Here is a 20,729-nt window from a genome sequence, read left to right on the forward strand (position 1 = left end):
AGCTTGCCGTAAAACCTGGGGTGGTCAGCGGGGTCCTTGTTCGGTTGCTCGCTTGTCTGTCTGATCTGCTGTGCCGAGCAGGGCGTTTCCGACCTCGTAGGTTGGCGCCTTCCGTGTGTTGCGTCGGCCGGGCGGACGGCCGGGGCCGGGACGGGAGGGTTTCGGCGCGTTCGTGAGGACGGGCAGTGATCTGCGAACTTGACGAAACCCCCGGCGGACGCGGCCGGGTGTGAGCTGGTGGGCGGCCAGGGGTTTCTCCCAGGGGCGCTTGAGGTCGGCGGTCAGGGGCCGGGCCAGGCGTAGCTGGGTGTAGACGGCCAGGACGAGAGCGGTCCAGCGATCGGCGGCGGCAGGAGAGCGCAGGCAGATGCTCGTCCAGCCCAGGTGTTGCTTCCAATAGCGGAAGGTGTGCTCAAGATCAAATCTGCGCAGGAAGCACGACCATGTGCTGTCGGCGAGGTCGGCGTCCGCGCCGGTGCGTGACCACCACAGCCACAGGGGCTTCGGGCTGCCGCCGGAGGGCAGGCGGTCGACGTCCAGGCGGATCACCGTGCCCGGGAGGATGGGTAGTTCGGGTTCGGGGTGGTGCTGCCAGATCGTCTGCCGGTTGAGCTTGGGGTGCAGGCGCTCGAAGCAGCGCACACGGACGTTCCCGTACTTGTCGAGGTTGCGGACGGTGTCGTGGGCGGGTGGTTGCCAGGTGTCGGGGTTGTGGAACTCGAAGCGCTCGCCGTGGCGCCGGGGCCGGCCGCCCTTCGCGCCGACGCCTCCGCCTGGGGGCGCGTCTTGATAGAGGACGCGGTCGCCGCGCAGGCGTACGCAGACCTCGACGGGCAGGTCGGCGAGCTGGTGGGCGAGGTAGGGGCCGTCGTAGCCGCAGTCGGTCACGATCCGGATCGGCGGGTCGCCCGCGGTCCAGCGTCCGAGGGCGACGATCCGGCTCACGACACCGCGCAGCTGGTGGGCGGTGATCTCTTGGAGGTGTTCGCCCGGGCATAGGCGGCGGGCATCCAGGGGTGCGGTCCAGGAGGTGGGGCCGCTGGTCAGGGCGGCGACAACGGAGTAGCACCAGCCGGGGATCATCTCGTGGGCGCCCTCGGCGCGGCCGTAGGTATGACAGAAAGTGCGCTGGTCACTGGTGCCGGCGTCCGGGCGTAGCCAGGGCGTGGTGTCCACGGCGAGCACGATGCCGCCGCCGGGGCCGCGCGGCAGGTCGTGCAGGGCGAAGGACCAGTTCAAGCGCTCGAAGTCGACACGGCCGTTGTTCATGGCGCGCTGGACGGAGCCGTGGGAGCGGGCGTGTTCGGGCACGAGGCTGAGTTCGGCCAGGTTGCGTACCGGGCCTTCGCTGCACAGCACCGCGTCGGTGATCTCGAAGAGCGCATCACCCCAACGCGTGAGGCAGGAGCGGACATCGACGCGGAACTCCTTGAGTTCACGCAAGGCCGCGTTGCGGGCACTGGGATCGGGCACACTGACAGCGGCGGTCGCGCCGGTTTTCGTTGGTCTCACAACCCGAGGATCACGGCGCGGCCGTCGCCGTGTCCGGCGTTTCCCCATGTGGGGGACTCGAACACCTACCGCCGCGCGACCTGAGGTTTTATCTCAAGCTGAGTGCGTTGTGGTAAACCGGATCTCGTTCGAAGCCCGCGGGGCGGGTGACCATTCGGACAGAGATGCCGATGCGGTCGTGGGCACAGAGAAACGGGCCCCCTGGTAGCGACGTGGTTGTTGAGGCCGGTCACGAGCAAGGAGACCCGTTGTCGGACGAGTTGACCACTTCTGCTGTGCCTGCGTCCGCCGCGGTCACCCTTGGGTGTGACTGCTACGTGCACAGGTTCGGTTCGATCGCTGCGGGGCGGCGGGCAGGCTGCTGTCCGAGTGACATGACGGATGCGGAGCGGGCCGAGGTCCGCTCCGTGATGCCGGTGCCGGCCTGGCTCCTGAAGCGTGGCGGACGCCCGGAGGCGTTCTGCCATCGCGAGATGCTCGACGCGGTGCGCTACGTCGTCGACAACGGTGTGAAGTGGACGGCCCTGCCTGTCGACTTCCCGTACTGGCGGGCGGTCTACGACTTCTTCCGCCGCTGGCGGGCCTGCGATTACGCGCGTGAACTCTACGAACGCCTGCGCCGCACGACGCGGGAACGCTCAGGGCGCAACGCCGAGCCCAGTGGGGGAATCATCGACAGCCAGTCGGTGGACGCCTCCGAAACCGTAGGTGAGGACAGTCGCGGATACGACGGCGGCAAGTCACGCGACGGCCGCAGACGTCACATCCTGACCGATACCGAGGGCCTGCTCCTGGAGGTGACCGTGACCACGGCCGATGTGCACGACTCCAAGGCCGCCCCGGCGCTGCTGGAGGCATTCATGGAACAGCCGGGCCGGCTGCTGAAACTGGTGTGGGCCGACAGCGCCTACCAGGGTCCGACGCTGTCGAAGGCGTCCGCCCGACACGGTGTCCGCATCGAGGTCGTGCGGCGCTGTGACGGGCAACGCGGATTCGTCGTACTGGCCCGCAGAAGGACTCCCTTTGCCACAACGCACTGAAAGGTTCCCCGTGAAGCCGGGGAACTCGCCCGCTGGCTCCAGACCCGCTGGCGAGCCATCGACGACTGGATCCTGCTGGCCCGTTCCGAGACCGACGAAAGAGGCACCGAACCACAACCGCTCCGTCGCTTCGACCCTCTCTGACGACGCCGCGTGAGGGCGCTGTCACGTTGAACCTTCTATAGATCGTCAAGCTAGAGGGGCCTCCCGGTCAGCGGTTGCGCGGGGTGACCTCCGCCATCCGGGACCAGCCGGTGCCCTCCATCTCGACGTTGATGATCTCGGGGACCTCGGCCACCAGCTCCGACATCGTCGCGATCGCCGCCTTGAAGTGGTCGGAGTTCACGTGCGCCTCGCCCGCCGCCGCGTCGGCGAAGGCCTCCAGCAGGACGAACTGGTTGGGGTTCTCCACACTGCGGGACCAGTCGAAGAAGAGGTTGCCGGGCTCTCCGCGGGTGGCGACGGTGAAGTCGTCCAACCGGGTGAGCCACTCCTCGGGGTCGAGGGCGGTGAACTTGACGGCGATGAAGATCATGGGGGGCTCCCGGTCGAGAACGTCGGAAGGTACGGCTCGCTCAGCACCAGGGCCTGCTCGCCGCACCCCGACCAGGGTGACACAACCTCATGTAACGGTACCGACCGGGCACACCGCGATCCCCCTGAGACCGCGGTGCGTCCGGCCCTGTCCGCCGACGGGATCAGCCGCCGAGCTCCCGGTGACGGGCCGCCAGGGCGGCGGCGCCCTCGTCGGTGAGCGATCCGAACAGCCGGAGCCGTGAGATGCCGCCGTCCGGGAAGATGTCGATCCGTACGTGGGTGGCCCGGACGGTCCCGTCGAGGACGAAGCGGTGGTTGGTGTCGGGCTGGAGCCGGGTCCGGGGAAGGGCCTCCGCCCAGTCGCCGCCCTCGCCGTCCCGTACCGAAAGGCTCGCCCAGCCCGCGGAGTTGCCCTTGAGGTAGGCGGTGTCGATCTCGACGGCCCGGATCCCGGACCGCGCGGCGAGGCGGTAGCTGATCCAGTCGTTGCCCGTGTCGCGCCGGCGGCGGGTCTCCCAGCCGTCGTCCATCTTGCGCGAGCGGCCGGGCTGGATGGTGTTGGTGGCCGGGGAGTAGAAGCGGTCGGAGGCGTCCTCGACCTGGCCGCCGTTCTCCAGGGCCGCGAGGTCGAACGTACCGAGCGCGGCGAGCCAGGCGGGGTCCGGGGCGACCTCGCCGTACACGCGCAGCCGGGCGATCCCGCCGTCCGGGTGCTGGTTGACCCGCAGATGGGTGAAGCGCTGCTCGGCGTCGACGGCGAAGCCGTTGGCCGCGTGGCCGCCGACCGCCGTACAGGGGACGAGCGTCGTCCACTTCACGTCGGGTGCGAGGAGGTCCTCGGGGGACGGGGAGCCGGGCAGGGACACCGCCTCGACGGAGACCGCCTGCGGGTAGTTGCCGCGGAAGTGGGCGGTGTCCAGGACGATGCCCCGGATGACGCCGGGCGCGCCGAGGCGGACGAGGGCCCAGTCGTGGTCGTCGGCGGTGGGGTGGGGTTCGGCGGCGCTGACACCGCGTCGGCGGCGGGTCTCCCAGCCGTCCATGATCTTGCCCTTGTGCCCGAAGTGCTCCGGGTCGAAGACGGCGGGCCCGGTCTTCAGCAGGTTCTCACGCTCGGCGAAGAACTCGTCGTTGGCGGCGATGACCCCCGCCCCGAGGCGGCGGTCGGCCAGGTCGACGAGGCGGGTGAAGGGGAAGTCGGCGGTGCGGTGGTCGGCGTACGGGTCACCGCCCGCGTAGGGGCTTGCGTCTCCGGTGAAGCGCGGTATCGCGGCGTCCGTCATGGTCAGCAGTTCCTTTCGGGCACGGTCAGTGGTCGCGTTCGAGGAGGCGGCCGGCGGGCTCGGCGAGGACGCCGTCGGAGGCGATGCGGACACCGCGCAGCCAGCTGGAACGGACCACGCCGTGCAGGGTCTTCCCGGCGTAGGCGGTGACCTGGTTGCGGTGGAAGAGCTCGGCAGGGTCGACGGTGAAGGTCGCCTCGGGGGCGAGCACCGCGAAGTCGGCGTCGCGTCCGGCCTCGATGGCGCCCTTGCGGGTCAGCCTGGCGAGTTCGGCGGGGGCGGCGGACATCCAGCGGGCGACGTCGTCGAGGGAGTGGCCGCGCTTGCGGGCCTCGGTCCAGATGGCGGGCAGGCCGAGCTGGAGGGAGGAGATGCCGCCCCAGGCGGAGGCGAAGTCCGGGGTCTTGAGGTCCGTGGTGCACGGGGAGTGGTCGCTGACGACGCAGTCGATGGTGCCGTCGGCGAGTCCGGCCCACAACGCGTCCTGGTTGGCGGCCTCGCGGATCGGCGGGCAGCACTTGAACTCGGTGGCCCCGTCCGGGACTTCCTCGGCGGTGAGGGTGAGGAAGTGCGGGCAGGACTCGACGGTGACGCTGACGCCCTCGCGCTTGGCGGCGGCGATCAGCGGCAGGGCGTCGCTGGAGGACAGGTGCAGGACGTGGACGCGGGCGTTCAGCCGCTTGGCGTGGGCGATGAGCCCTTCGATCGCGGTGTTCTCGGCGTCGCGCGGGCGGGAGGCGAGGAAGTCCGCGTAGGCGGGCCCGGGGCGCTGCGGGGCCTCGGCCAGATGGTGCGGGTCCTCGGCGTGCACGATGAGCAGGCCGCCGAAGCCGGCGATCTCCGCCATGGAACGGGCCAGTTGCTCCTGGTCGAGCTCCGGGAACTCCTCGACGCCGGAGGGCGACAGGAAGCACTTGAAGCCGAAGACCCCGGCCTCGTGCAGCGGGCGCAGGTCCTTGACGTTGGACGGGATCGCACCGCCCCAGAAGCCGGTATCGACGTGCGCCTTGGGGGCCGCGACCTGCTGCTTGGTCCGCAGGTGCTCGACGGTGGTGGTCGGCGGGAGGGAGTTGAGCGGCATGTCCAGGAGCGTGGTGATGCCGCCGGCGGCGGCCGCGCGGGTGGCGGTCCAGAAGCCCTCCCACTCGGTGCGGCCGGGGTCGTTCACGTGGACGTGGGTGTCGACCAGGCCGGGCAGCAGGACGTCGTCGCCGAAGTCCTCCAGGCGAAGGCCCGCAGGCGCCTCGGTGTCGTACGGCAGGACCGCGTCGATCGTGCCGCCCGCGACGGCGACCGCCGCCGGGCGGGTCCCCTCGGGGGTGACGACGCGCGTCGAGCGCAGTATCAGGTTCACGTCCGGACCGGACACCTGTGCTCCTTCACTCCAGGAATTCAACGAACTGTTGAAGCTTCGATGGAGTCTTCACTCGGGAATCGCCCTCGTCAAGACCCCACTCTCCGCCACGGGGGCCCGCCGGGCCACTCCGACCACCCGACTAGAGGTTTCCACAAAGTAGAAGTCACATTTCGAACTGCGGAACGTAGCATGGGCCAGGAGAGGCGGCGCCGAGCCGTCCGCACCGACCGGCGGCACCCGGACAAAACAGGCCCTGACCGGCACGGACACCGACCGGGCAGCTGTGGGCCGTCCGGGAACCGCCCGGTAGGCTGCTGCCTTGCCTTCCGCTTCGAAAGGACCGTTGACGTGCCGCCGTCCCACGCCAGCACAGCCGACTCCAAGCCCTCCGGTTCCAGCGGTGGGGTGCAGTCCCTTGAGCGCGCCTTCGATCTGCTGGAGCGGATGGCCGACGCCGGGGGCGAGGTCGGGCTGAGCGAGCTGTCCGCGAGCAGCGGTCTGCCCCTGCCGACCATCCACCGGCTGATGCGCACCCTGGTCGTCTGCGGGTACGTACGCCAGCAGCCCAACCGCCGCTACGCACTCGGCCCCCGCCTGATCCGGCTCGGCGAGTCCGCCTCCCGACTGCTCGGCACCTGGGCCCGCCCCTACCTAAGCCGACTGGTGGAGGAGACCGGCGAGACGGCCAACATGGCGCTGCTGGACGGGGACGAGATCGTGTACGTCGCCCAGGTGCCGTCCAAGCACTCCATGCGGATGTTCACCGAGGTCGGCCGCCGGGTCCTGCCCCACTCCACCGGCGTCGGCAAGGCGCTCCTCGCGCACACCCCCGCCGACGAGGTCCGCGCGCTCCTGGCCCGTACCGGCATGCCGGCCGCCACGGAGAAGACGATCACCACCCCGGAGGGCTTCCTCGACGCCCTGGAGCTGGTGCGCCGCGCCGGGTACGCGGTGGACGACAACGAGCAGGAGATCGGGGTGCGGTGCCTCGCGGTCTCCGTGCCGAACTCCCCCACCTCGGCCGCGATCTCCATCTCGGGCCCGGCGGGACGCGTGACGGAGACGGCCACTGAACGGATCGTGCCGATTCTCCAGCAGGTCGCGGGCGAGCTGTCCGAAGCCCTGGCGAGCAGTGGCACCAACGGCGGCTGAGCCCCCAAGGCGGCGGGCCCGGGATTCCGGGCCCGCCGCTCCCGTTTCAGGCCCGGGCCGGGACCGTGAGCCGCCCGTCGTCCATCGTCACCGTGCGGTCCATCCGGTCCAGATGGGCCAGGTCGTGCGTGACCAGCACCGTGGCGGTGGCGCGCTCCCGGGTCAGGGTGACCAGCAGGTCGAGCACGGCCGCGCCGCGCTCGTGGTCGAGCGCGCTGGTCGGCTCGTCGACGAGCAGGACCGCCGGCTCGTTCATCAGGGCACGGGCGATGTTGATCCGCTGGCGCTGACCGCCCGAGAGCTGGTGCGGCCGCCGGTGCGCGCGGTCGGCGAGACCGACCGCGTCCAGCAGGTCCAGGGCCCGGTGACGGGCGGCGCGGGCGGACCCGCCGGACAGATGGCGCATCACCTGGAGCTGTTCGGCGGCGGTCAGCGAGGGCAGCAGGTTGGGCTGCTGGAAGACGGTGCCGATGTGGTCCCGGCGCAGGGCCGCCCGCCCGGACCGGCCGAGACCGGCGGTCGGCGTCCCCGCCACGACGACCTCGCCGGAGTCCGGGGTGACCAGGGTGGCGGCGGCCGCGAGCAGGCTGGACTTGCCCGAGCCGGACGGCCCGACGACGGCGGTGAGCGTGCCCGGGAGCACGTCCAGGGAGACCCGGTCCAGGGCGGTGAGCCGGCCCTCGCCGTCCGGGTAGGTGAGGGTGACGTCGGTCAGGGTGAGCGTCATCGGGCACTCCCGAGTGCGGTGAGCGGGTCGACGGCGGTGATCCGCCGGATGGACAGGGCGGCCCCGAGCGCACCGAGGACGACCATCACGGCGGCCGGGACGAGGACGGTCGCCGCGTCCAGGACGAACGGCACGGCTCCGCCACCGATCAGGGCTCCGGCCCCGGCGGCGAGCACGGTGCCCAGTCCCGTACCGAGGGCGAGCATCACCACGGCCTGCCCCAGTGCGTCGCGCAGGAGGTACGGGGTCGACGCGCCGAGCGCCTTGAGTACGGCGACGTCGCCGCTGCGCTGGATCGTCCAGACGGTGAAGAACGCACCGATGACGAGGGCGGAGATGGCGAAGAGGAAGCCGCGCATCAATTGCAGCGAACCGTTCTCCGCCTGGTAGGAGCCGATGGCGGTGAGGGAGTCGTCGAGGGCGAGCGTGCTGGTGCCCGCCGCCTCGTCCCCCGCTTCCAGGTCGACGCCGTCCGTGGTGGTCAGGGCGATCACGGTCGCCTGTTCGGCGGGCCCGGCACCGTCGTGGCCGATCTGCTGCCAGTCGTCGAGGGTGGTCCAGACGACGGGGGTGTGGCTGTGGGCGGCCTCCGTGGCGACGGCGGCGACATCGCGCTCGGTCCGGCCGAGCGCGATCCGGTCACCGGCGGCCACGTCCAGCTCCTCGGCGGCCTTCACGGAGAGCACGACCCGCCCCGGGCCGATCCCTTCCGGCCCGAGGGTGCCGTCCGGTTCGACACCGAAGGCCGACACGGCGGCGGTCCGCTCACCGGCGGCGGTGGCGTTCAGGGTGCGGATGCCGACCGGCTGCGCGGCCCCGACCCCGGGCCAAGAGGCCCAGGCCCGCCAGGCGTCCTCGCGGACGGTCGAGGCGGTGAGCGACTCCGCCTGCCCGTCGGGTGGCGCGGCGAAGGCCAGGTGGTCGGCGTCGAGCCCGGTGACGGCCGAGGTGTTCTCCCGGGCCAGACCGGCGGTCAGGCCGGACAGCAGGCCCACGAGCAGCGTGATCAGCACCACGACCGAGCCCATGAGCGCGAACCGGCCCTTGGCGAAGCGGAGGTCTCTCCATGCGACGAACATGGCTCCAGCGTCGTTCGGCGCGAGCGGGAAAACATCGCGCGGCGGACGGGCCCGGGATCAACCTTTCGATTGACCGGGTCCGGGGAGACCGCGACTACGCTGGACGAACCATGGATTCGCGTTCGCACACCCACGTCACGGCAGCCCTGCGGCTCTGTCTGCACGCACTGCTGGTGGGCCTGCTGGCCCTGGTGGTGGTCCGCACGGTGGGCGAGGACGCGCCGCACACGACGGCGGTCGTGGTGGTGGCGGTGCTGATGGCGGCCCTGTACGCGGCGGGGGCGCTCACCTCCTCCGTACAGCCCGGAAACCGGCCGGGGGCGGTGTGGCTGGCGGGTCTCGGCGCCCTGTGGGCCGCACTGCTGGTGCTGTCGCCGGACGCCCTGTGGGTGGCCTTCCCGCTCTACTTCCTCCAGCTCCACATCCTGCCGATGCGCTGGGCGCTGCCCGCCGTCGTGGTCACCGCGGCCGCCGCGATCACCAGCTTCGTCGTACACCGGCAGGTGATCGCGCCCGGCGCGTTCATCGGGCCGCTGATCGGCGCGGCGGTCGCCGTCGCCACCGTCCTCGGTTACGACGCGCTCTTCCGGGAGAGCGAACGGCGGCGCGAGCTGATCGTGGAGCTGGTCGTCACCCGCGCGGACCTTGCCGAGGCGGAACGCACGGCCGGGACCCTCGCCGAGCGCGAGCGCCTGGCCCGGGAGATCCACGACACGCTGGCCCAGGGACTGTCCAGCATCCAGCTGCTGCTGCGTGCCGCCGAGCGCTCGCTGCCCGAGGACGCCCCGGCCGCCGCGCATGTGCGGGCCGCCCGTGAGGCCGCGCAGGCGAATCTCGCCGAGGCCCGTTCCTTCGTGCGCGCGCTGACGCCGCCGGACCTGGAGCACGGCTCGCTGGCCGCCGCGCTGGAGCGGCTCTGCGCCCGCACGACCGCACCGGACCTGACCGTACGGTTCGCGGTGAGCGGCACCCCGGTCGAGCTGCCGACGCCGTACGAGGTGGCGCTGCTGCGGACCGCGCAGTCGGCGCTGGCCAACACGGTGCGCCATGCGCGGGCCGGCCGGGCGGAGATCACCCTGAGCTTCATGGACACCTCGGTGGCGCTGGACGTCGTAGACGACGGACAGGGCTTCGACCCGTCGGGGGCGCCGGTCCACGAGCGCGGCGACGGCGGCTTCGGGCTGCCGGCGATGCGGGCGCGCGCCGGGTCGCTCGGCGGCGCGCTGAGCGTGGAGTCGGCGCCCGGACAGGGCACGGCGGTGGCGGTCACCCTGCCGCTGCCCGTCGCGGAAGCGGAGCGTGCCGCATGAGTGTGAGCGGGGACGCGATCCGGCTGCTGCTGGCGGACGACCATCCGGTCGTCCGGGCGGGGCTGCGGGCGGTCCTGGACACCGAGCCGGACTTCCGGGTCGCCGGTGAGGCCGCCACCGCCGAGGAGGCCGTCGCCCTGGCCGCGGCGGGCGGCTTCGACGTGGTCCTGATGGACCTCCAGTTCGGTGCGGGCATGCACGGCTCACAGGCCACGGCGACGATCACCGCCGCACCGGACGGCCCCCGGGTGCTGATCCTCACCACCTACGACTCCGACGCGGACATCCTGGCGGCGGTCGAGGCGGGTGCGAGCGGCTATCTGCTGAAGGACGCGCCGCCGCAGGAGCTGGCGGCGGCGGTACGCACGGCGGCGGCGGGCCGCTCGGCGCTGGCGCCCTCGGTGGCGCACCGGCTGATGGACCGGATGCGCACCCCGGCCGAGGCGCTGACCCGGCGGGAGCTGGAGGTGCTCCAGCTGGTCGGGGAGGGCCTGTCGAACCTGCGGATCAGCAAGCGGCTGTTCCTGAGCCAGGCCACGGTGAAGTCCCACCTGGTGCACATCTACGCCAAGCTGGGCGTCGACTCCCGTACGTCGGCGGTCGCGGCGGCCACGGCCCGCAGGCTCATCCGCCGCTGACGGACCGGGTGCGCGGTGTCACCCGCGCGTTCTCCGAAGAGGTCGACCGCGTTGCGCACCTCGCGCAGGGCGGCGGCCACCGCGCTCACCGAGCCGATCGCCCCCGCGATCAGCAGCAAGGAGCGGCGCATCCGGGGGATCTCCGGCACACCGCTGACGGCCATCGCGTCCAGGGCCGCCAGCTCGTCCTCGGCGATCGGCCGGTCGGGGAATTCGGTCGGGAGCCCGGCCAGTTCCCGGCGGAGCCGGGAGACGGCCATCCGCAGCTCGGCCACCCTCGGGTCCTCGCCACTGCCGGTCAGCCGCTTCTGCCCCACGCTTCGCAACACAGCACTCCCCCTCGCACGTCCTTGTGCCGGTGTGACCCCCGATCCCGGGCTGTGGCCAAGTCCCCGGGTTCGTCCGCAAGTTAACGCCATGACACGCAGTGCGCGCCAGCCCACGGAAAGAAATCGGGGTTACCCCTGAGGGTGACATGCGTGTCGCGTGTGCGAAGGGCTCAGTGGTATCCAGACCCCATGGTCAAGGACACAACGACGAACACGGCGACAGGCACGGCTGCGACCACGCCTTCCGCCTCGGAGAACCCCGAGGTCGCGGGGGTGCTGCTGGCCGCCGGTGGGGGCCGTCGACTCGGCGGCCGCCCCAAGGCGCTGCTGGAGCACCGGGGCCGCCCGCTGATCGAGCACGCGGTGCGCTCCCTGCGCAACGGCGGCTGCGGCCCGCTGCACGTGGTGCTGGGCGCGGCGGCCGACGAGGTGCGGGCCCGCGCGGATCTCACGGGCTGCGCGGTGACGGTGAACCCGGGCTGGGAGGAGGGCATGGGGTCGTCGCTCCGCCTGGGCCTGGCCGCCCTGAGCGCCTCGGACGCGGATGCGGCACTCGTCCTCCTGGTCGACCAGCCGGGGATCGGGGCGGAGGCGGTGGCGCGGGTGCGTCTCGCGTATCGCTCGCGGGCGACTCTGGCGGCCGCGTCGTACGGCGGGGAGCGGGGCCATCCGGTGCTGTTCGGGGCGGACCGGTGGACGGACATCGCCGCGGGGGCGGTGGGCGACCAGGGCGCGCGGGCGTATCTGCGGGAGCACCGCGATGCGATCACGCTCGTGGAGTGTTCGGATGTGGCCGAGGCGTACGACATCGACACCCCGCGGGACCTGAAGCACCTGGAGTGACCGGACGGAGCCGGTCGCCGTCCACCGTCCGTGGCCACGCTGGCACGCTGCGCCGCCACCGGCCCGTTTCTGTCGACCCGGAGAATCTCGACATCAACAAACCATTGAACTTCCACCATGAGGAAACTACTATCCACTGGCCAGAAGCCCTCTGAACCTCAGACGGCGCCCACGGCCGTATCTCGGAGCCATGGCACGCCGTGCCGTCTCAGGCGACCCGGCGGCCATGAGTCGCCGCCGCCCGCTGAAGGAGTGACAGCTCATGTCCGCACCAGCGCCGTCCACGCTGGCCATCGTCGATGCCGAGCCCCTGCCCCGGCAGGAAGAGGTCCTGACCGACGCGGCCCTCGCGTTCGTGGCCGAACTGCACCGGCGGTTCACCCCGCGCCGCAATGAGCTGCTCGCCCGGCGCGGCGAGCGCCGCACCGAGATCGCCCGCACCTCCACGCTGGACTTCCTGCCCGAGACGGCGGCGATCCGCGCGGACGACTCCTGGAAGGTCGCACCGGCTCCGGCCGCACTGAACGACCGCCGGGTGGAGATCACCGGTCCGACCGACCGCAAGATGACCATCAACGCCCTGAACTCGGGCGCGAGGGTCTGGCTCGCCGACTTCGAGGACGCGTCCGCCCCCACGTGGGAGAACGTCGTCCTCGGCCAGCTCAATCTGACCGACGCCTACGAGCGCCGCATCGACTTCACCGACCCGAGGTCGGGCAAGTCGTACGCGCTGAAGTCCGCCGACGAACTCGCCACGGTCGTCATGCGCCCCCGCGGCTGGCACCTGGAGGAGCGCCATCTGCGGCTGGACGGCGTCTCCGTGCCCGGTGCGCTGGTCGACTTCGGTCTCTACTTCTTCCACAACGCGCAGCGCCTGATCGGCCTGGGCAAGGGCCCGTACTTCTACCTTCCGAAGACGGAGTCGCACCTGGAGGCCCGCCTCTGGAACGACATCTTCGTCTTCGCCCAGGACTACGTCGGTATCCCGCAGGGCACGGTCCGGGCGACGGTGCTGATCGAGACGATCACCGCCGCGTACGAGATGGAGGAGATCCTCTACGAGCTGCGCGACCACGCGTCCGGGCTGAACGCCGGCCGCTGGGACTACCTCTTCTCCATCGTCAAGAACTTCCGTGACGGCGGGTCCAAGTTCGTCCTCCCGGACCGCAACGCGGTGACGATGACCGCCCCGTTCATGCGGGCGTACACCGAGCTCCTGGTCCGCACCTGCCACAAGCGCGGTGCGCACGCCATCGGCGGCATGGCCGCCTTCATCCCCTCGCGCCGCGACGCCGAGGTCAACAAGGTGGCCTTCGAGAAGGTCAAGGCGGACAAGGACCGCGAGGCGCACGACGGCTTCGACGGCTCCTGGGTCGCCCACCCCGACCTCGTCCCGATCGCCCTGGCCTCCTTCGACGCGGTCCTCGGCGACAGGCCCAACCAGAAGGACCGGCTGCGCGAGGACGTCTCGGTGGCCCCGGGCGACCTGATCGCCATCGACACCCTCGACGCCAAGCCCACCTACGACGGCCTGCGCAACGCCGTCGCGGTCGGCATCCGCTACATCGAGGCCTGGCTGCGCGGCCTGGGCGCGGTCGCCATCTTCAACCTGATGGAGGACGCGGCCACCGCCGAGATCTCCCGCTCGCAGATCTGGCAGTGGATCAACGCGGACGTGGTCTTCGAGAACGGCGAGCACGCCACGGCGGACCTGGCCCGCAAGGTCGCCGCCGAGGAACTGGCCGCGATCCGCGAGGAGGTCGGCGAGGAGCCCTTCACCGCCGGCAAGTGGCAGCAGGCCCACGACCTCCTGCTCCAGGTCTCCCTGGACCAGGACTACGCGGACTTCCTGACCCTGCCCGCGTACGAGCAACTGCGCTGACCCGTCACGACGTACGCGAACCGCCCCCGGCACCGCACAGCGCCGGGGGCGGTGGTGTGTGCCTGAGCTCGCCCCACCCGGACCTCGCCCACAGTGGCCGCGATACGGGAGAGTTCTCTCCTATCACGTCACCCGGACGGGTCCGGGAAGGAGCGTACGGAGTGCGCCGGGACGGGTGTCAGTCCGTCAGGACCACCGTCGGCTGGGCCGAGAAGTCGCCCCACTTGCCGTCCGGAAGCTTGGCCCGGAGCTTCACCGAATAGCGGGTCCCCGCCGGGTCCGAGAGGTTCAGTCGGTAGGTGGCACGGCCCTTCGGAGGCGTGCCACCCCAGACAATCGTGGTGGTCAGCCTGCCGTTCAGGTACAGCTGGTAGGCGGGGATCACTCCGCCCGTCCCGGGCTGGTCCCAGGACAGGTCGAGGGTGAACTCGGCACCCTCCTTGCCGACCTCGGTGCGCAGACCGGTGGGGGCGGTGCTCGCGGGGGCGCCGGCGGCCCGGGCGGTGGTGAGGTCGACGGCGTTGCTGTCGGGCGAGGACTTGTCGGAGGCGTCCCGGGCCCGGACGGTGAAGGTGTAGACGGTCCCGGGACGCAGGCCCGTCACCTTCGCCGTGGTCGCGGTGCCCGGCACGCTGTGGATCCGGGAGTCCTCCTGGTAGACGTCGTACGAGGTGACGCCGACGTCGTCCTTGGCCGCCTGCCAGGTCAGGGTGGCCCCGCGGCCGCCCTCGGCGGTTCCGGCCAGCTTCGCGGGGGCGGTGGGGGGCTCGTTGTCGTCGGGCGGGGTGGCCTGCGTGGTGACGGGCACGACGGTGCTGGGCGCGGAGAGGTTTCCGGCGGTGTCCTTGGACCGGACCGTGAAGGTGTAGTCCGTCGACGCCGTCAGCCCGTCGACGTCGATCATGTGCTTCGTCGCCGGAACGGATCTGACCTTGGTCTTCGCCCGGTAGACCTCGTACCCGGCGATCGCCTTGTTGTCGGATGCGGGGTCCCACATGACGTGCACCGAGGTGGAACTGCTGGCCTGAGCGGTCACGCCCTTGGGGGTGCTCGGGGACTGCGTATCGGCTTCGGCGGTGCCACCGCAGGCGGTGAGGGTGGCGAGGAGCAGAGCGGCGGAACAGGCCAACGCGGCAGATGTGTGGGGGCGTTGCACGGGGGTGCCTTCCATCCGGACAGCAATGGTCCAGACCTGTATGACATGGCGTGGGGGCCGCCGACAAGAGCCCGGCCGGGAACCTTCCGCTATATGCCGGGTTGCGCCACCCGCCCGCGGTCGGGGCAGCCACTTCGGCCGATGAGTTTCCGGTGGTGGAGAAGTCCTCCCTGTATGGATGCACATGAGAACCCGGTGTCGGGTGCCGCTGCCCTTCCCGGCCTGGAGCCGGCCGCCCGGCGGATCGCCGGGCTGCTGAGTTCGGTCGACGACGGCGAGCTGGACGCCCCCACCCCCTGTCCCGACTACGCCGTACGGGAGCTGCTCGGCCATCTCACCGGGCTGACCGCCGCCTTCCGCGACGCCGCACACAAGGATCTCGGGGCGAGCACCGCCGTCGCCCCGGGCGCCGCTCGCCCCGTCCTCGACGACGACTGGCGTGAGGTGCTGCCCCGGCAGCTGGAGGAGGTGGCGGCGGCCTGGCGCTCACCCGCCGCCCGGACCGGCATGACCCGGGCCGGCGGAGTGGAGCTGCCCGGCGAGGTGGCCGGGGCCGTCGCGCTCAACGAACTCGTCGTCCACGGCTGGGATCTGGCCCGGTCGACGGGTCAGCCGTACGCGGCGGGGAGGCCGAGCTGCGGTCCTGTGAGGCCCTGCTCGCTCCGGACCAGGACGACCCTGACCGTGGGGGGATCTTCGGGCCGCCAGTCCCGGTGCCGGACGACGCCCCACTGCTGGACCGGGTGATCGGCCTCAGCGGCCGCCGTCCGGACTGGCGGCCGAGCGACTGACAGCCGCCGAAGCCGCGGCGGCCCGCCGTAGTCGACGGGCCGCGTCGCGCTGCCCGGTTTCGTTCCTGTGTCTCTCACCGAAAGGTGCGTTCTTCCCCGCCGGCTCCCTGCTCACCCACGGCTTCCGGGACACGGGACTCCGCGTGGAACAGGGGCGCGGTCGAAGTCCATGGCGTCGATCATGGCGGCCGTCACTGACAACGCCGTGGGCGCGGGAGCCCCTCAGCTGGTGAAGAACTCCGTGATGTGCGCGGCCACCTGGTCGGCCCGGGTCTCGTGCATCCGGTGGCCGCCAGGGACCGTGATCAGCCGGCAGTCCGGGATCAGGGAGGCCACGTCGGCCTGGCGGTGCTGCTCCATCGCGCTCTCCGGCCCCCCGCTGATGATCATCGTCGGGGACACGATGTCGCCGAGGCCCTCGTCCGCGTCCGGGCCGGGGTCGGCGAGCTGGTCCCGTACGGCGGGCACCGCGTTCTCGTCGTAGTCCACCGGGCCCTCGGCCCGCCCCGCCGGACCCGGGTCGCCGGGGAACGGGGCCGGGGTCTCCACCAGCACAAGACGCTCCACCCGGTCGGAGTGCTCCTGGGCCAGCAGCCGGGCGACGACACCGCCCATCCCATGACCGACGAGGCCGACCCGGTCCAGTTCCAGTTCGTCGAGGAAGCCCACGACGTCCTCGACCATCAGGTCCAGGCCGTAGTCGTCGGGCCAGTCACTCTCACCGTGGCCGCGCAGGTCCAGGGCGAAGACCCGCCATTCCTGGCCCAGCAGGGTGCCGGCCGCCTCCCAGTTCGCGGCCGAACCGCCCAGGCCGTGCAGCAGCACGACGGGCGAGCCGAACGCATCGCCCCAGGTCCGGTACGCGAGGCGCACATCGCCGACATCCACAACAGACTGATCTTCCATGCCCCTGACGCTACAGCCGACGGGCGCCGGCCGGCTCCGGAGGGTGTCTCGCCACGGACCCGGCCATGATCGACGAGACACCCTCCCCGGCCCGGCCTGGCAGGCTGGGCGGGTGAAGCACATCGTCCGGGCCCTGCGCCCGCCCCTCGCCGCCACGCTCCTCACGGCCGCCGCCCTGGCCGGATGTTCCGGATCCGCGCCCGACGCCGCGGACCAGGGGCTGAACGACCCGGCAAAGAAGCGGATCGCGATGCGGCTCGTCTCCAGCGCGGAGAACTCCTCGCTGGACTGGGAGGCGCAGTACCCGTACATCGAGGACATCGGGGACGGCCGGGGGTACACGGCGGGCATCATCGGGTTCTGTTCCGACACCGGTGACATGACGGAGGTCGTGGAGCGGTACGCGAAGGCGCGCCCCGGCAATCCGCTGGAGCGGTTCCTTCCGGCGCTGCGCGCCGTGGAGGGCAGCGCCGCGCACACCGGGCTCGGTGAGCCGTTCACCCGGGCCTGGGCGAAGGCGGCCGAGGACCCCGACTTCCGCGCGGCGCAGGACGCGGAGCGCGACGCCCTGTACTTCGGCCCGGCGGTGGGGCGGGCCGAGAAGGACGGGCTCGGCGCGCTCGGCCAGTTCATCTACTACGACGCGTACGTGATGCACGGCGAGGGCGACACGGAGGGCACGGTCGGGTTCCGCACGATGCGCCGCGAGGCGACGGCGGCGGCCCGCACACCCGCGCGGGGCGGCGACGAGCAGGCGTATCTGAACGCGTTCCTCGATGCCCGGGTCGCCGCGATCGACAAGGAGCCCTCGCACACCGACACCAGCCGGGTGGAGACGGCCCAGCGGGTCTTCGTACGGGAGGGGAAGCTCGGGCTGGAGACGCCGTTGCGGTGGAAGGTGTACGGGGACGCCTACCGGATCGACAAGGACTGACTCCGGAGGGACGGTCCGCGGCATGACAACCGCCGGGGCCCCGCGTCGCGCGGGGCCCCGGCGGAATGGCCGGAGACCGTACCGGCAGGTCAGTGAACGCCGGCCCCGGCCGCGGCCGGCACCACGTGCTCGCCGTTCACCTGCTCCTCGTCCTGTGCCTCGGGCTTGCGGCCGAAGTGGTTGAAGGCGAGGTTCAGCACGATCGCCACCACGCAACCGGTGGAGATGCCCGAGTCGAGGACGACCAGCAGGTCCTCGGGGAAGGCGTGGTAGAACTGCGGCGCGGCGATCGGGATCAGGCCGATGCCGACGGCCGCCGCCACGATCAGGGCGTTCTCGCCCTTCTCCAGGGCGGCGGTGGCCAGGGTCTGGATGCCGCTGGCCGCCACCGTGCCGAACAGGACGATGCCGGCGCCGCCGAGCACCGGCAGCGGCACGAGCGCGATGACCGAGGCGGCGACCGGGACCAGGCCGAGGACGATCAGGATCGCGCCGCCCACCGCGACGACGAAGCGGCTGCGGATCTTGGTCATGGCGACGAGGCCGACGTTCTGGGCGAAGGCGCTGCACATGAATCCGTTGAAGAGCGGGCTGATGGCGCTGCCGAGGGTGTCGGCGCGCAGGCCGCCCTCGATGATCTTCTCGTCGGCAGGGCGGCCGACGATCTTGCCGAGGGCCAGCATGTCCGCGGTGGACTCGGTCATGCAGACCAGCATCACGATGCACATGGAGATGATGGCTGCGATCTCGAACTGCGGGGCGCCGAAGGCGAACGGCGTCGGGAAACCGACGACGTCGGCGTCGCTGATGGCGCCGAAGTCGGTGATGCCGGCCGGGATGGCGATCAGGGTGCCGATGACCAGACCGAGCAGGATCGCGATCTGCTGGAGGAAGCCGCGCAGCAGTTTGCGCATGGCCAGCACGATCACCAGGGTCACGGCGGCCATGGTGATGTTGGTGATCGAACCGTAGTCGTCCGCCGTGGCGTTGCCGCCCTGGGACCAGTTGAAGGCGACCGGGAGGAGCGATACGCCGATCAGCGTGATCACGGTGCCGGTGACGACGGGCGGGAAGAAGCGGACCAGTTTGCCGAAGTACGGAGCGACGAGGAATCCGAGCAGACTCGCGACGATGATCGCGCCGAAGATGACGGCTATCCCGTCGTGCCCCCGGTCCTTGCCTATCGCGATCATCGGGGCCACACCGGCGAACGAGACACCGTTCACGAAGGGCAGCCGGGCGCCGACCTTCCAGAAGCCGATGGTCTGCAGGAGGGTGGCGATCCCCGCGGTGAACAGGCTCGCCCCCATCAGGAAGGCGGTCTCCTTGGCGGTGAGACCGACGGCCGGCCCCACGATGAGCGGCGGGGCCACCACGCCCGCGTACATGGCGGCCACGTGCTGGAGGCCACTGGTGAACATCTTCAGGGGAGGGAGGGTTTCGTCGACCGGGTGTTTCCGGTCGGCTCCCGCTTCTGCGGCGGTATCGGCCGTCGCGTCGGGGGCGGCTGCATCTGCGTCTTTGCGAAACCTGGGCTCAGCGGCCACGGCGGTTCCTCCGGTCGGTTACACGTCGTCGGCGACGTGGGGTTCAGGGAGGTGGTGCGTATGTGGTGCGGTGGTGCGGCTCTCTCAGGTGGTGCAGGTCGTGCAGAGGGGGGTGCGGTGGCTCGCACCGGAGGTGTGTGCGGGCAGCGTTCTTCACCGGTCCGGCGGGCGCGCACCATGGGGTGCGCGTCCGCCGGACCGGCTGCCGTGGACCCCGCTCGGGTCCACGGCGGCCGGTCTCGGGCCGTCCCCCTCGACCGGCCGGTCGGGGATACCGCGCGGATCAGGCTCCGGCGGCGATCTGCGCGAGGCGGCGGGCCTCGTCGCGGGTGACGCGGGCGATGGCGTCCTCGTCCGCCGTGGTGAGGTGGTTGCCCTCGACGACCGGCTTGCCGTCGACGAGGGAGAGGGCCACCGGGGCGGCCGCGCCGAAGATGAGCGCGGTCACCGGGTCGGCGATCGAGGAGTGGGCCAGGGTGTCCAGCTTCCACAGGACGAGGTCGGCGAGCTTGCCGGTCTCCAGGGAGCCGATCTGGTCGGCGCGGCCCAGGACCTGGGCTCCGCCGAAGGTCCCCAGGCGCAGGGCCTGACGGGCGTTCAGGGCGGCCTCGCGGTGGGCGCCGAGGCGGTTGATGAGGAGCGCGTTGCGCAGCTCGGTGTGGAGTTCGCCGGACTCGTTGGAGGCGGTGCCGTCCACGCCGAGGCCGACTGGGACGCCGGCGGCGAGCATGTCGGGGACCCGGGCGATGCCGGCGGCGAGGCGGGCGTTGGAGGACGGGCAGTGGGCGACGCCCGTTCCCGTACGGGCGAAGGCCGCGATGTCGGAGTCGTTCATGTGGACGCAGTGAGCCATCCACACGTCGTTGCCGAGCCAGCCGGTCGACTCGAAGTAGTCGGTCGGACCCATCCCGAACAGCTCCTTGCAGAACTGCTCCTCCTCGACGGTCTCCGACCCGTGAGTGTGCAGGCGTACGTTCTTACGGCGGGCCAACTCGGCGCCCTGGCGCATCAGTTCGGTGGAGACCGAGAACGGTGAGCAAGGTGCGACGGCGATCTGCGTCATCGCGTCGAAGGAGGCGTCGTGGTGGGCGTCGATCGTCGCCTCGGTGGCGGCGAGCGCTCCCTCCAGGGTCTCGACGGCGAAGTCCGGCGGCAGGCCGCCGTCCTTCTCGCTGCGGTCCATCGACCCACGGGCGAGGGTGAACCGTACGCCCATCTCGCGGGCGGCGCCGATGATCGCGCCGGACAGGTCGCCGGAGCCCTTCGGGAAGACGTAGTGGTGGTCCATGGCGGTGGTGACGCCGCCGCGGGCCAGCATGGCCAGCGATCCCTGCGCGGCGGCGCGGGCCATCGGCTCGTCGATGCGCGCCCAGGTCGGGTAGAGGGCGACCAGCCAGTTGAAGAGGTTGTGGTCGGTGGCCAGGCCCCTGGTGATCCACTGGTAGAAGTGGTGATGGGTGTTGACCAGGCCGGGCGTCGCGAGGTGTCCGGTGGCGTCGATGCGCCGGACGACTCCGGTCAGGCCCTCCGGAGCCTTGCCGGCGCCGACGGCCTCGATGCGGTTGTCCGCCACGACGATGTACCCGGACGCGTACTCCGTGTCGTGGGCGTCGACGGTGGCGATCGAACAGTTCTCGATGATGATGCGCTGAGGGTCCGCCGAAGCTGCCATGGTGCTTCCTTCTTCTTTCTCTGGCGATGTGGGC

Annotated in this window: 17 protein-coding genes and 2 pseudogenes; 8 read left to right on the forward strand and 11 right to left on the reverse strand. The window is 71.5% G+C overall.

What is annotated here, in order from left to right; translation table 11 throughout:
* Positions 1-24: 24 nt before the first annotated feature.
* Entirely contained in the window at positions 25-1,473 is a 1,449-nt protein-coding gene (locus B9S58_RS15390) for an NF041680 family putative transposase (RefSeq protein WP_103532603.1), read from the reverse strand.
* Between the two features lie 413 nt (positions 1,474-1,886).
* Between B9S58_RS15390 and B9S58_RS15395 the strand changes: the two genes are divergently transcribed.
* Positions 1,887-2,552 carry an IS5 family transposase gene (locus tag B9S58_RS15395; protein WP_258044534.1) on the forward strand — a complete coding sequence of 222 codons (666 nt, stop codon included), beginning with the start codon at positions 1,887-1,889 and terminating at the stop codon, positions 2,550-2,552.
* A 211-nt stretch (positions 2,553-2,763) separates the two neighbouring features.
* Here the strand turns inward: B9S58_RS15395 and B9S58_RS15400 are convergent, their stop codons facing one another.
* From B9S58_RS15400 to allB, 3 genes are all read right to left on the reverse strand, one after another.
* The gene (locus B9S58_RS15400; protein ID WP_103532679.1) at positions 2,764-3,087 is read right to left on the reverse strand and encodes a putative quinol monooxygenase; all 324 of its coding nucleotides are present in this window, start codon (positions 3,085-3,087) and stop codon (positions 2,764-2,766) included.
* 163 nt (positions 3,088-3,250) lie between these two features.
* Complete coding sequence (alc, locus tag B9S58_RS15405; RefSeq protein ID WP_103532680.1) at positions 3,251-4,372, reverse strand: allantoicase; 1,122 nt, start codon at positions 4,370-4,372, stop codon at positions 3,251-3,253.
* A 25-nt stretch (positions 4,373-4,397) separates the two neighbouring features.
* On the reverse strand, positions 4,398-5,741 hold the full coding sequence (gene allB, locus B9S58_RS15410; protein ID WP_103532681.1) for an allantoinase AllB: 1,344 nt from the start codon (positions 5,739-5,741) through the stop codon (positions 4,398-4,400).
* Between the two features lie 336 nt (positions 5,742-6,077).
* On the opposite strand from allB, the gene B9S58_RS15415 reads away from it, so the two are divergent.
* Positions 6,078-6,881 (forward strand): IclR family transcriptional regulator, encoded by an 804-nt coding sequence (locus B9S58_RS15415; protein ID WP_103532682.1) that lies wholly within the window; start codon positions 6,078-6,080, stop codon positions 6,879-6,881.
* A gap of 46 nt (positions 6,882-6,927) precedes the next feature.
* Here B9S58_RS15415 and B9S58_RS15420 read toward each other — a convergent pair whose 3' ends face one another.
* Together B9S58_RS15420 and B9S58_RS15425 are read right to left on the reverse strand one after the other, a co-directional pair.
* Positions 6,928-7,608 (reverse strand): ABC transporter ATP-binding protein, encoded by a 681-nt coding sequence (locus B9S58_RS15420; protein WP_103532683.1) that lies wholly within the window; start codon positions 7,606-7,608, stop codon positions 6,928-6,930.
* Complete coding sequence (locus tag B9S58_RS15425; protein WP_103532684.1) at positions 7,605-8,687, reverse strand: ABC transporter permease; 1,083 nt, start codon at positions 8,685-8,687, stop codon at positions 7,605-7,607. Before B9S58_RS15425 ends, B9S58_RS15420 begins: the two co-directional genes overlap by 4 nt.
* A gap of 110 nt (positions 8,688-8,797) precedes the next feature.
* On the opposite strand from B9S58_RS15425, the gene B9S58_RS15430 reads away from it, so the two are divergent.
* Positions 8,798-9,997, forward strand: coding sequence for a sensor histidine kinase (locus tag B9S58_RS15430; protein ID WP_103532685.1), 1,200 nt, complete (start codon positions 8,798-8,800; stop codon positions 9,995-9,997).
* Positions 9,994-10,635: a response regulator transcription factor gene (locus B9S58_RS15435; protein WP_103532686.1), complete on the forward strand. Its 642-nt coding sequence runs from the start codon at positions 9,994-9,996 to the stop codon at positions 10,633-10,635. Before B9S58_RS15430 ends, B9S58_RS15435 begins: the two co-directional genes overlap by 4 nt.
* Positions 10,636-10,664: 29 nt before the next feature.
* Here B9S58_RS15435 and B9S58_RS15440 read toward each other — a convergent pair.
* A pseudogene (locus B9S58_RS15440) lies at positions 10,665-10,952 on the reverse strand (DUF5955 family protein); the annotation flags it as partial.
* Between the two features lie 201 nt (positions 10,953-11,153).
* On the opposite strand from B9S58_RS15440, the gene B9S58_RS15445 reads away from it, so the two are divergent.
* Both B9S58_RS15445 and aceB read left to right on the forward strand, forming a co-directional pair.
* A complete protein-coding gene (locus tag B9S58_RS15445; RefSeq protein WP_258044535.1) occupies positions 11,154-11,807 on the forward strand; it encodes an NTP transferase domain-containing protein in 654 nt (217 codons plus the stop codon).
* A gap of 262 nt (positions 11,808-12,069) precedes the next feature.
* Complete coding sequence (gene aceB / locus B9S58_RS15450) at positions 12,070-13,689, forward strand: malate synthase A (RefSeq protein WP_103532687.1); 1,620 nt, start codon at positions 12,070-12,072, stop codon at positions 13,687-13,689.
* Between the two features lie 178 nt (positions 13,690-13,867).
* Here the strand turns inward: aceB and B9S58_RS15455 are convergent, their stop codons facing one another.
* Complete coding sequence (locus B9S58_RS15455) at positions 13,868-14,860, reverse strand: fibronectin type III domain-containing protein (protein ID WP_103532688.1); 993 nt, start codon at positions 14,858-14,860, stop codon at positions 13,868-13,870.
* A gap of 159 nt (positions 14,861-15,019) precedes the next feature.
* Here B9S58_RS15455 and B9S58_RS15460 point away from each other — a divergent pair.
* A pseudogene (locus tag B9S58_RS15460) lies at positions 15,020-15,636 on the forward strand (TIGR03086 family metal-binding protein).
* A gap of 222 nt (positions 15,637-15,858) precedes the next feature.
* Here B9S58_RS15460 and B9S58_RS15465 read toward each other — a convergent pair.
* Positions 15,859-16,542, reverse strand: a complete 684-nt coding sequence (locus B9S58_RS15465; protein WP_103532689.1) for an alpha/beta fold hydrolase — start codon at positions 16,540-16,542, stop codon at positions 15,859-15,861.
* A gap of 112 nt (positions 16,543-16,654) precedes the next feature.
* Between B9S58_RS15465 and B9S58_RS15470 the strand changes: the two genes are divergently transcribed.
* Positions 16,655-17,476 (forward strand): chitosanase, encoded by an 822-nt coding sequence (locus B9S58_RS15470; RefSeq protein WP_308457905.1) that lies wholly within the window; start codon positions 16,655-16,657, stop codon positions 17,474-17,476.
* An 89-nt stretch (positions 17,477-17,565) separates the two neighbouring features.
* Here B9S58_RS15470 and B9S58_RS15475 read toward each other — a convergent pair whose 3' ends face one another.
* Both B9S58_RS15475 and B9S58_RS15480 read right to left on the reverse strand, forming a co-directional pair.
* Positions 17,566-19,023 carry a nucleobase:cation symporter-2 family protein gene (locus B9S58_RS15475; RefSeq protein WP_103532691.1) on the reverse strand — a complete coding sequence of 486 codons (1,458 nt, stop codon included), beginning with the start codon at positions 19,021-19,023 and terminating at the stop codon, positions 17,566-17,568.
* 283 nt (positions 19,024-19,306) lie between these two features.
* Positions 19,307-20,695 (reverse strand): 8-oxoguanine deaminase, encoded by a 1,389-nt coding sequence (locus B9S58_RS15480; protein ID WP_103532692.1) that lies wholly within the window; start codon positions 20,693-20,695, stop codon positions 19,307-19,309.
* Between the last annotated feature and the right edge of the window lie 34 nt (positions 20,696-20,729).

This window comes from Streptomyces sp. SM11 (assembly GCF_002910905.1).
GTDB lineage: Bacteria > Actinomycetota > Actinomycetes > Streptomycetales > Streptomycetaceae > Streptomyces.

Excerpts from the sequence above, each read along its gene's own strand:
- B9S58_RS15395 (WP_258044534.1), top strand. The coding sequence starts at position 1,887 with ATGACGGATGCGGAGCGGGCCGAGGTCCGCTCCGTGATGCCGGTGCCG.
- B9S58_RS15400 (WP_103532679.1), bottom strand. The coding sequence starts at position 3,087 with ATGATCTTCATCGCCGTCAAGTTCACCGCCCTCGACCCCGAGGAGTGG.
- alc (WP_103532680.1), bottom strand. The coding sequence starts at position 4,372 with ATGACGGACGCCGCGATACCGCGCTTCACCGGAGACGCAAGCCCCTAC.
- B9S58_RS15420 (WP_103532683.1), bottom strand. The coding sequence starts at position 7,608 with ATGACGCTCACCCTGACCGACGTCACCCTCACCTACCCGGACGGCGAG.
- B9S58_RS15425 (WP_103532684.1), bottom strand. The coding sequence starts at position 8,687 with ATGTTCGTCGCATGGAGAGACCTCCGCTTCGCCAAGGGCCGGTTCGCG.
- B9S58_RS15430 (WP_103532685.1), top strand. The coding sequence starts at position 8,798 with ATGGATTCGCGTTCGCACACCCACGTCACGGCAGCCCTGCGGCTCTGT.
- B9S58_RS15435 (WP_103532686.1), top strand. The coding sequence starts at position 9,994 with ATGAGTGTGAGCGGGGACGCGATCCGGCTGCTGCTGGCGGACGACCAT.
- B9S58_RS15445 (WP_258044535.1), top strand. The coding sequence starts at position 11,154 with ATGGTCAAGGACACAACGACGAACACGGCGACAGGCACGGCTGCGACC.
- aceB (WP_103532687.1), top strand. The coding sequence starts at position 12,070 with ATGTCCGCACCAGCGCCGTCCACGCTGGCCATCGTCGATGCCGAGCCC.
- B9S58_RS15455 (WP_103532688.1), bottom strand. The coding sequence starts at position 14,860 with ATGGAAGGCACCCCCGTGCAACGCCCCCACACATCTGCCGCGTTGGCC.
- B9S58_RS15465 (WP_103532689.1), bottom strand. The coding sequence starts at position 16,542 with ATGGAAGATCAGTCTGTTGTGGATGTCGGCGATGTGCGCCTCGCGTAC.
- B9S58_RS15480 (WP_103532692.1), bottom strand. The coding sequence starts at position 20,695 with ATGGCAGCTTCGGCGGACCCTCAGCGCATCATCATCGAGAACTGTTCG.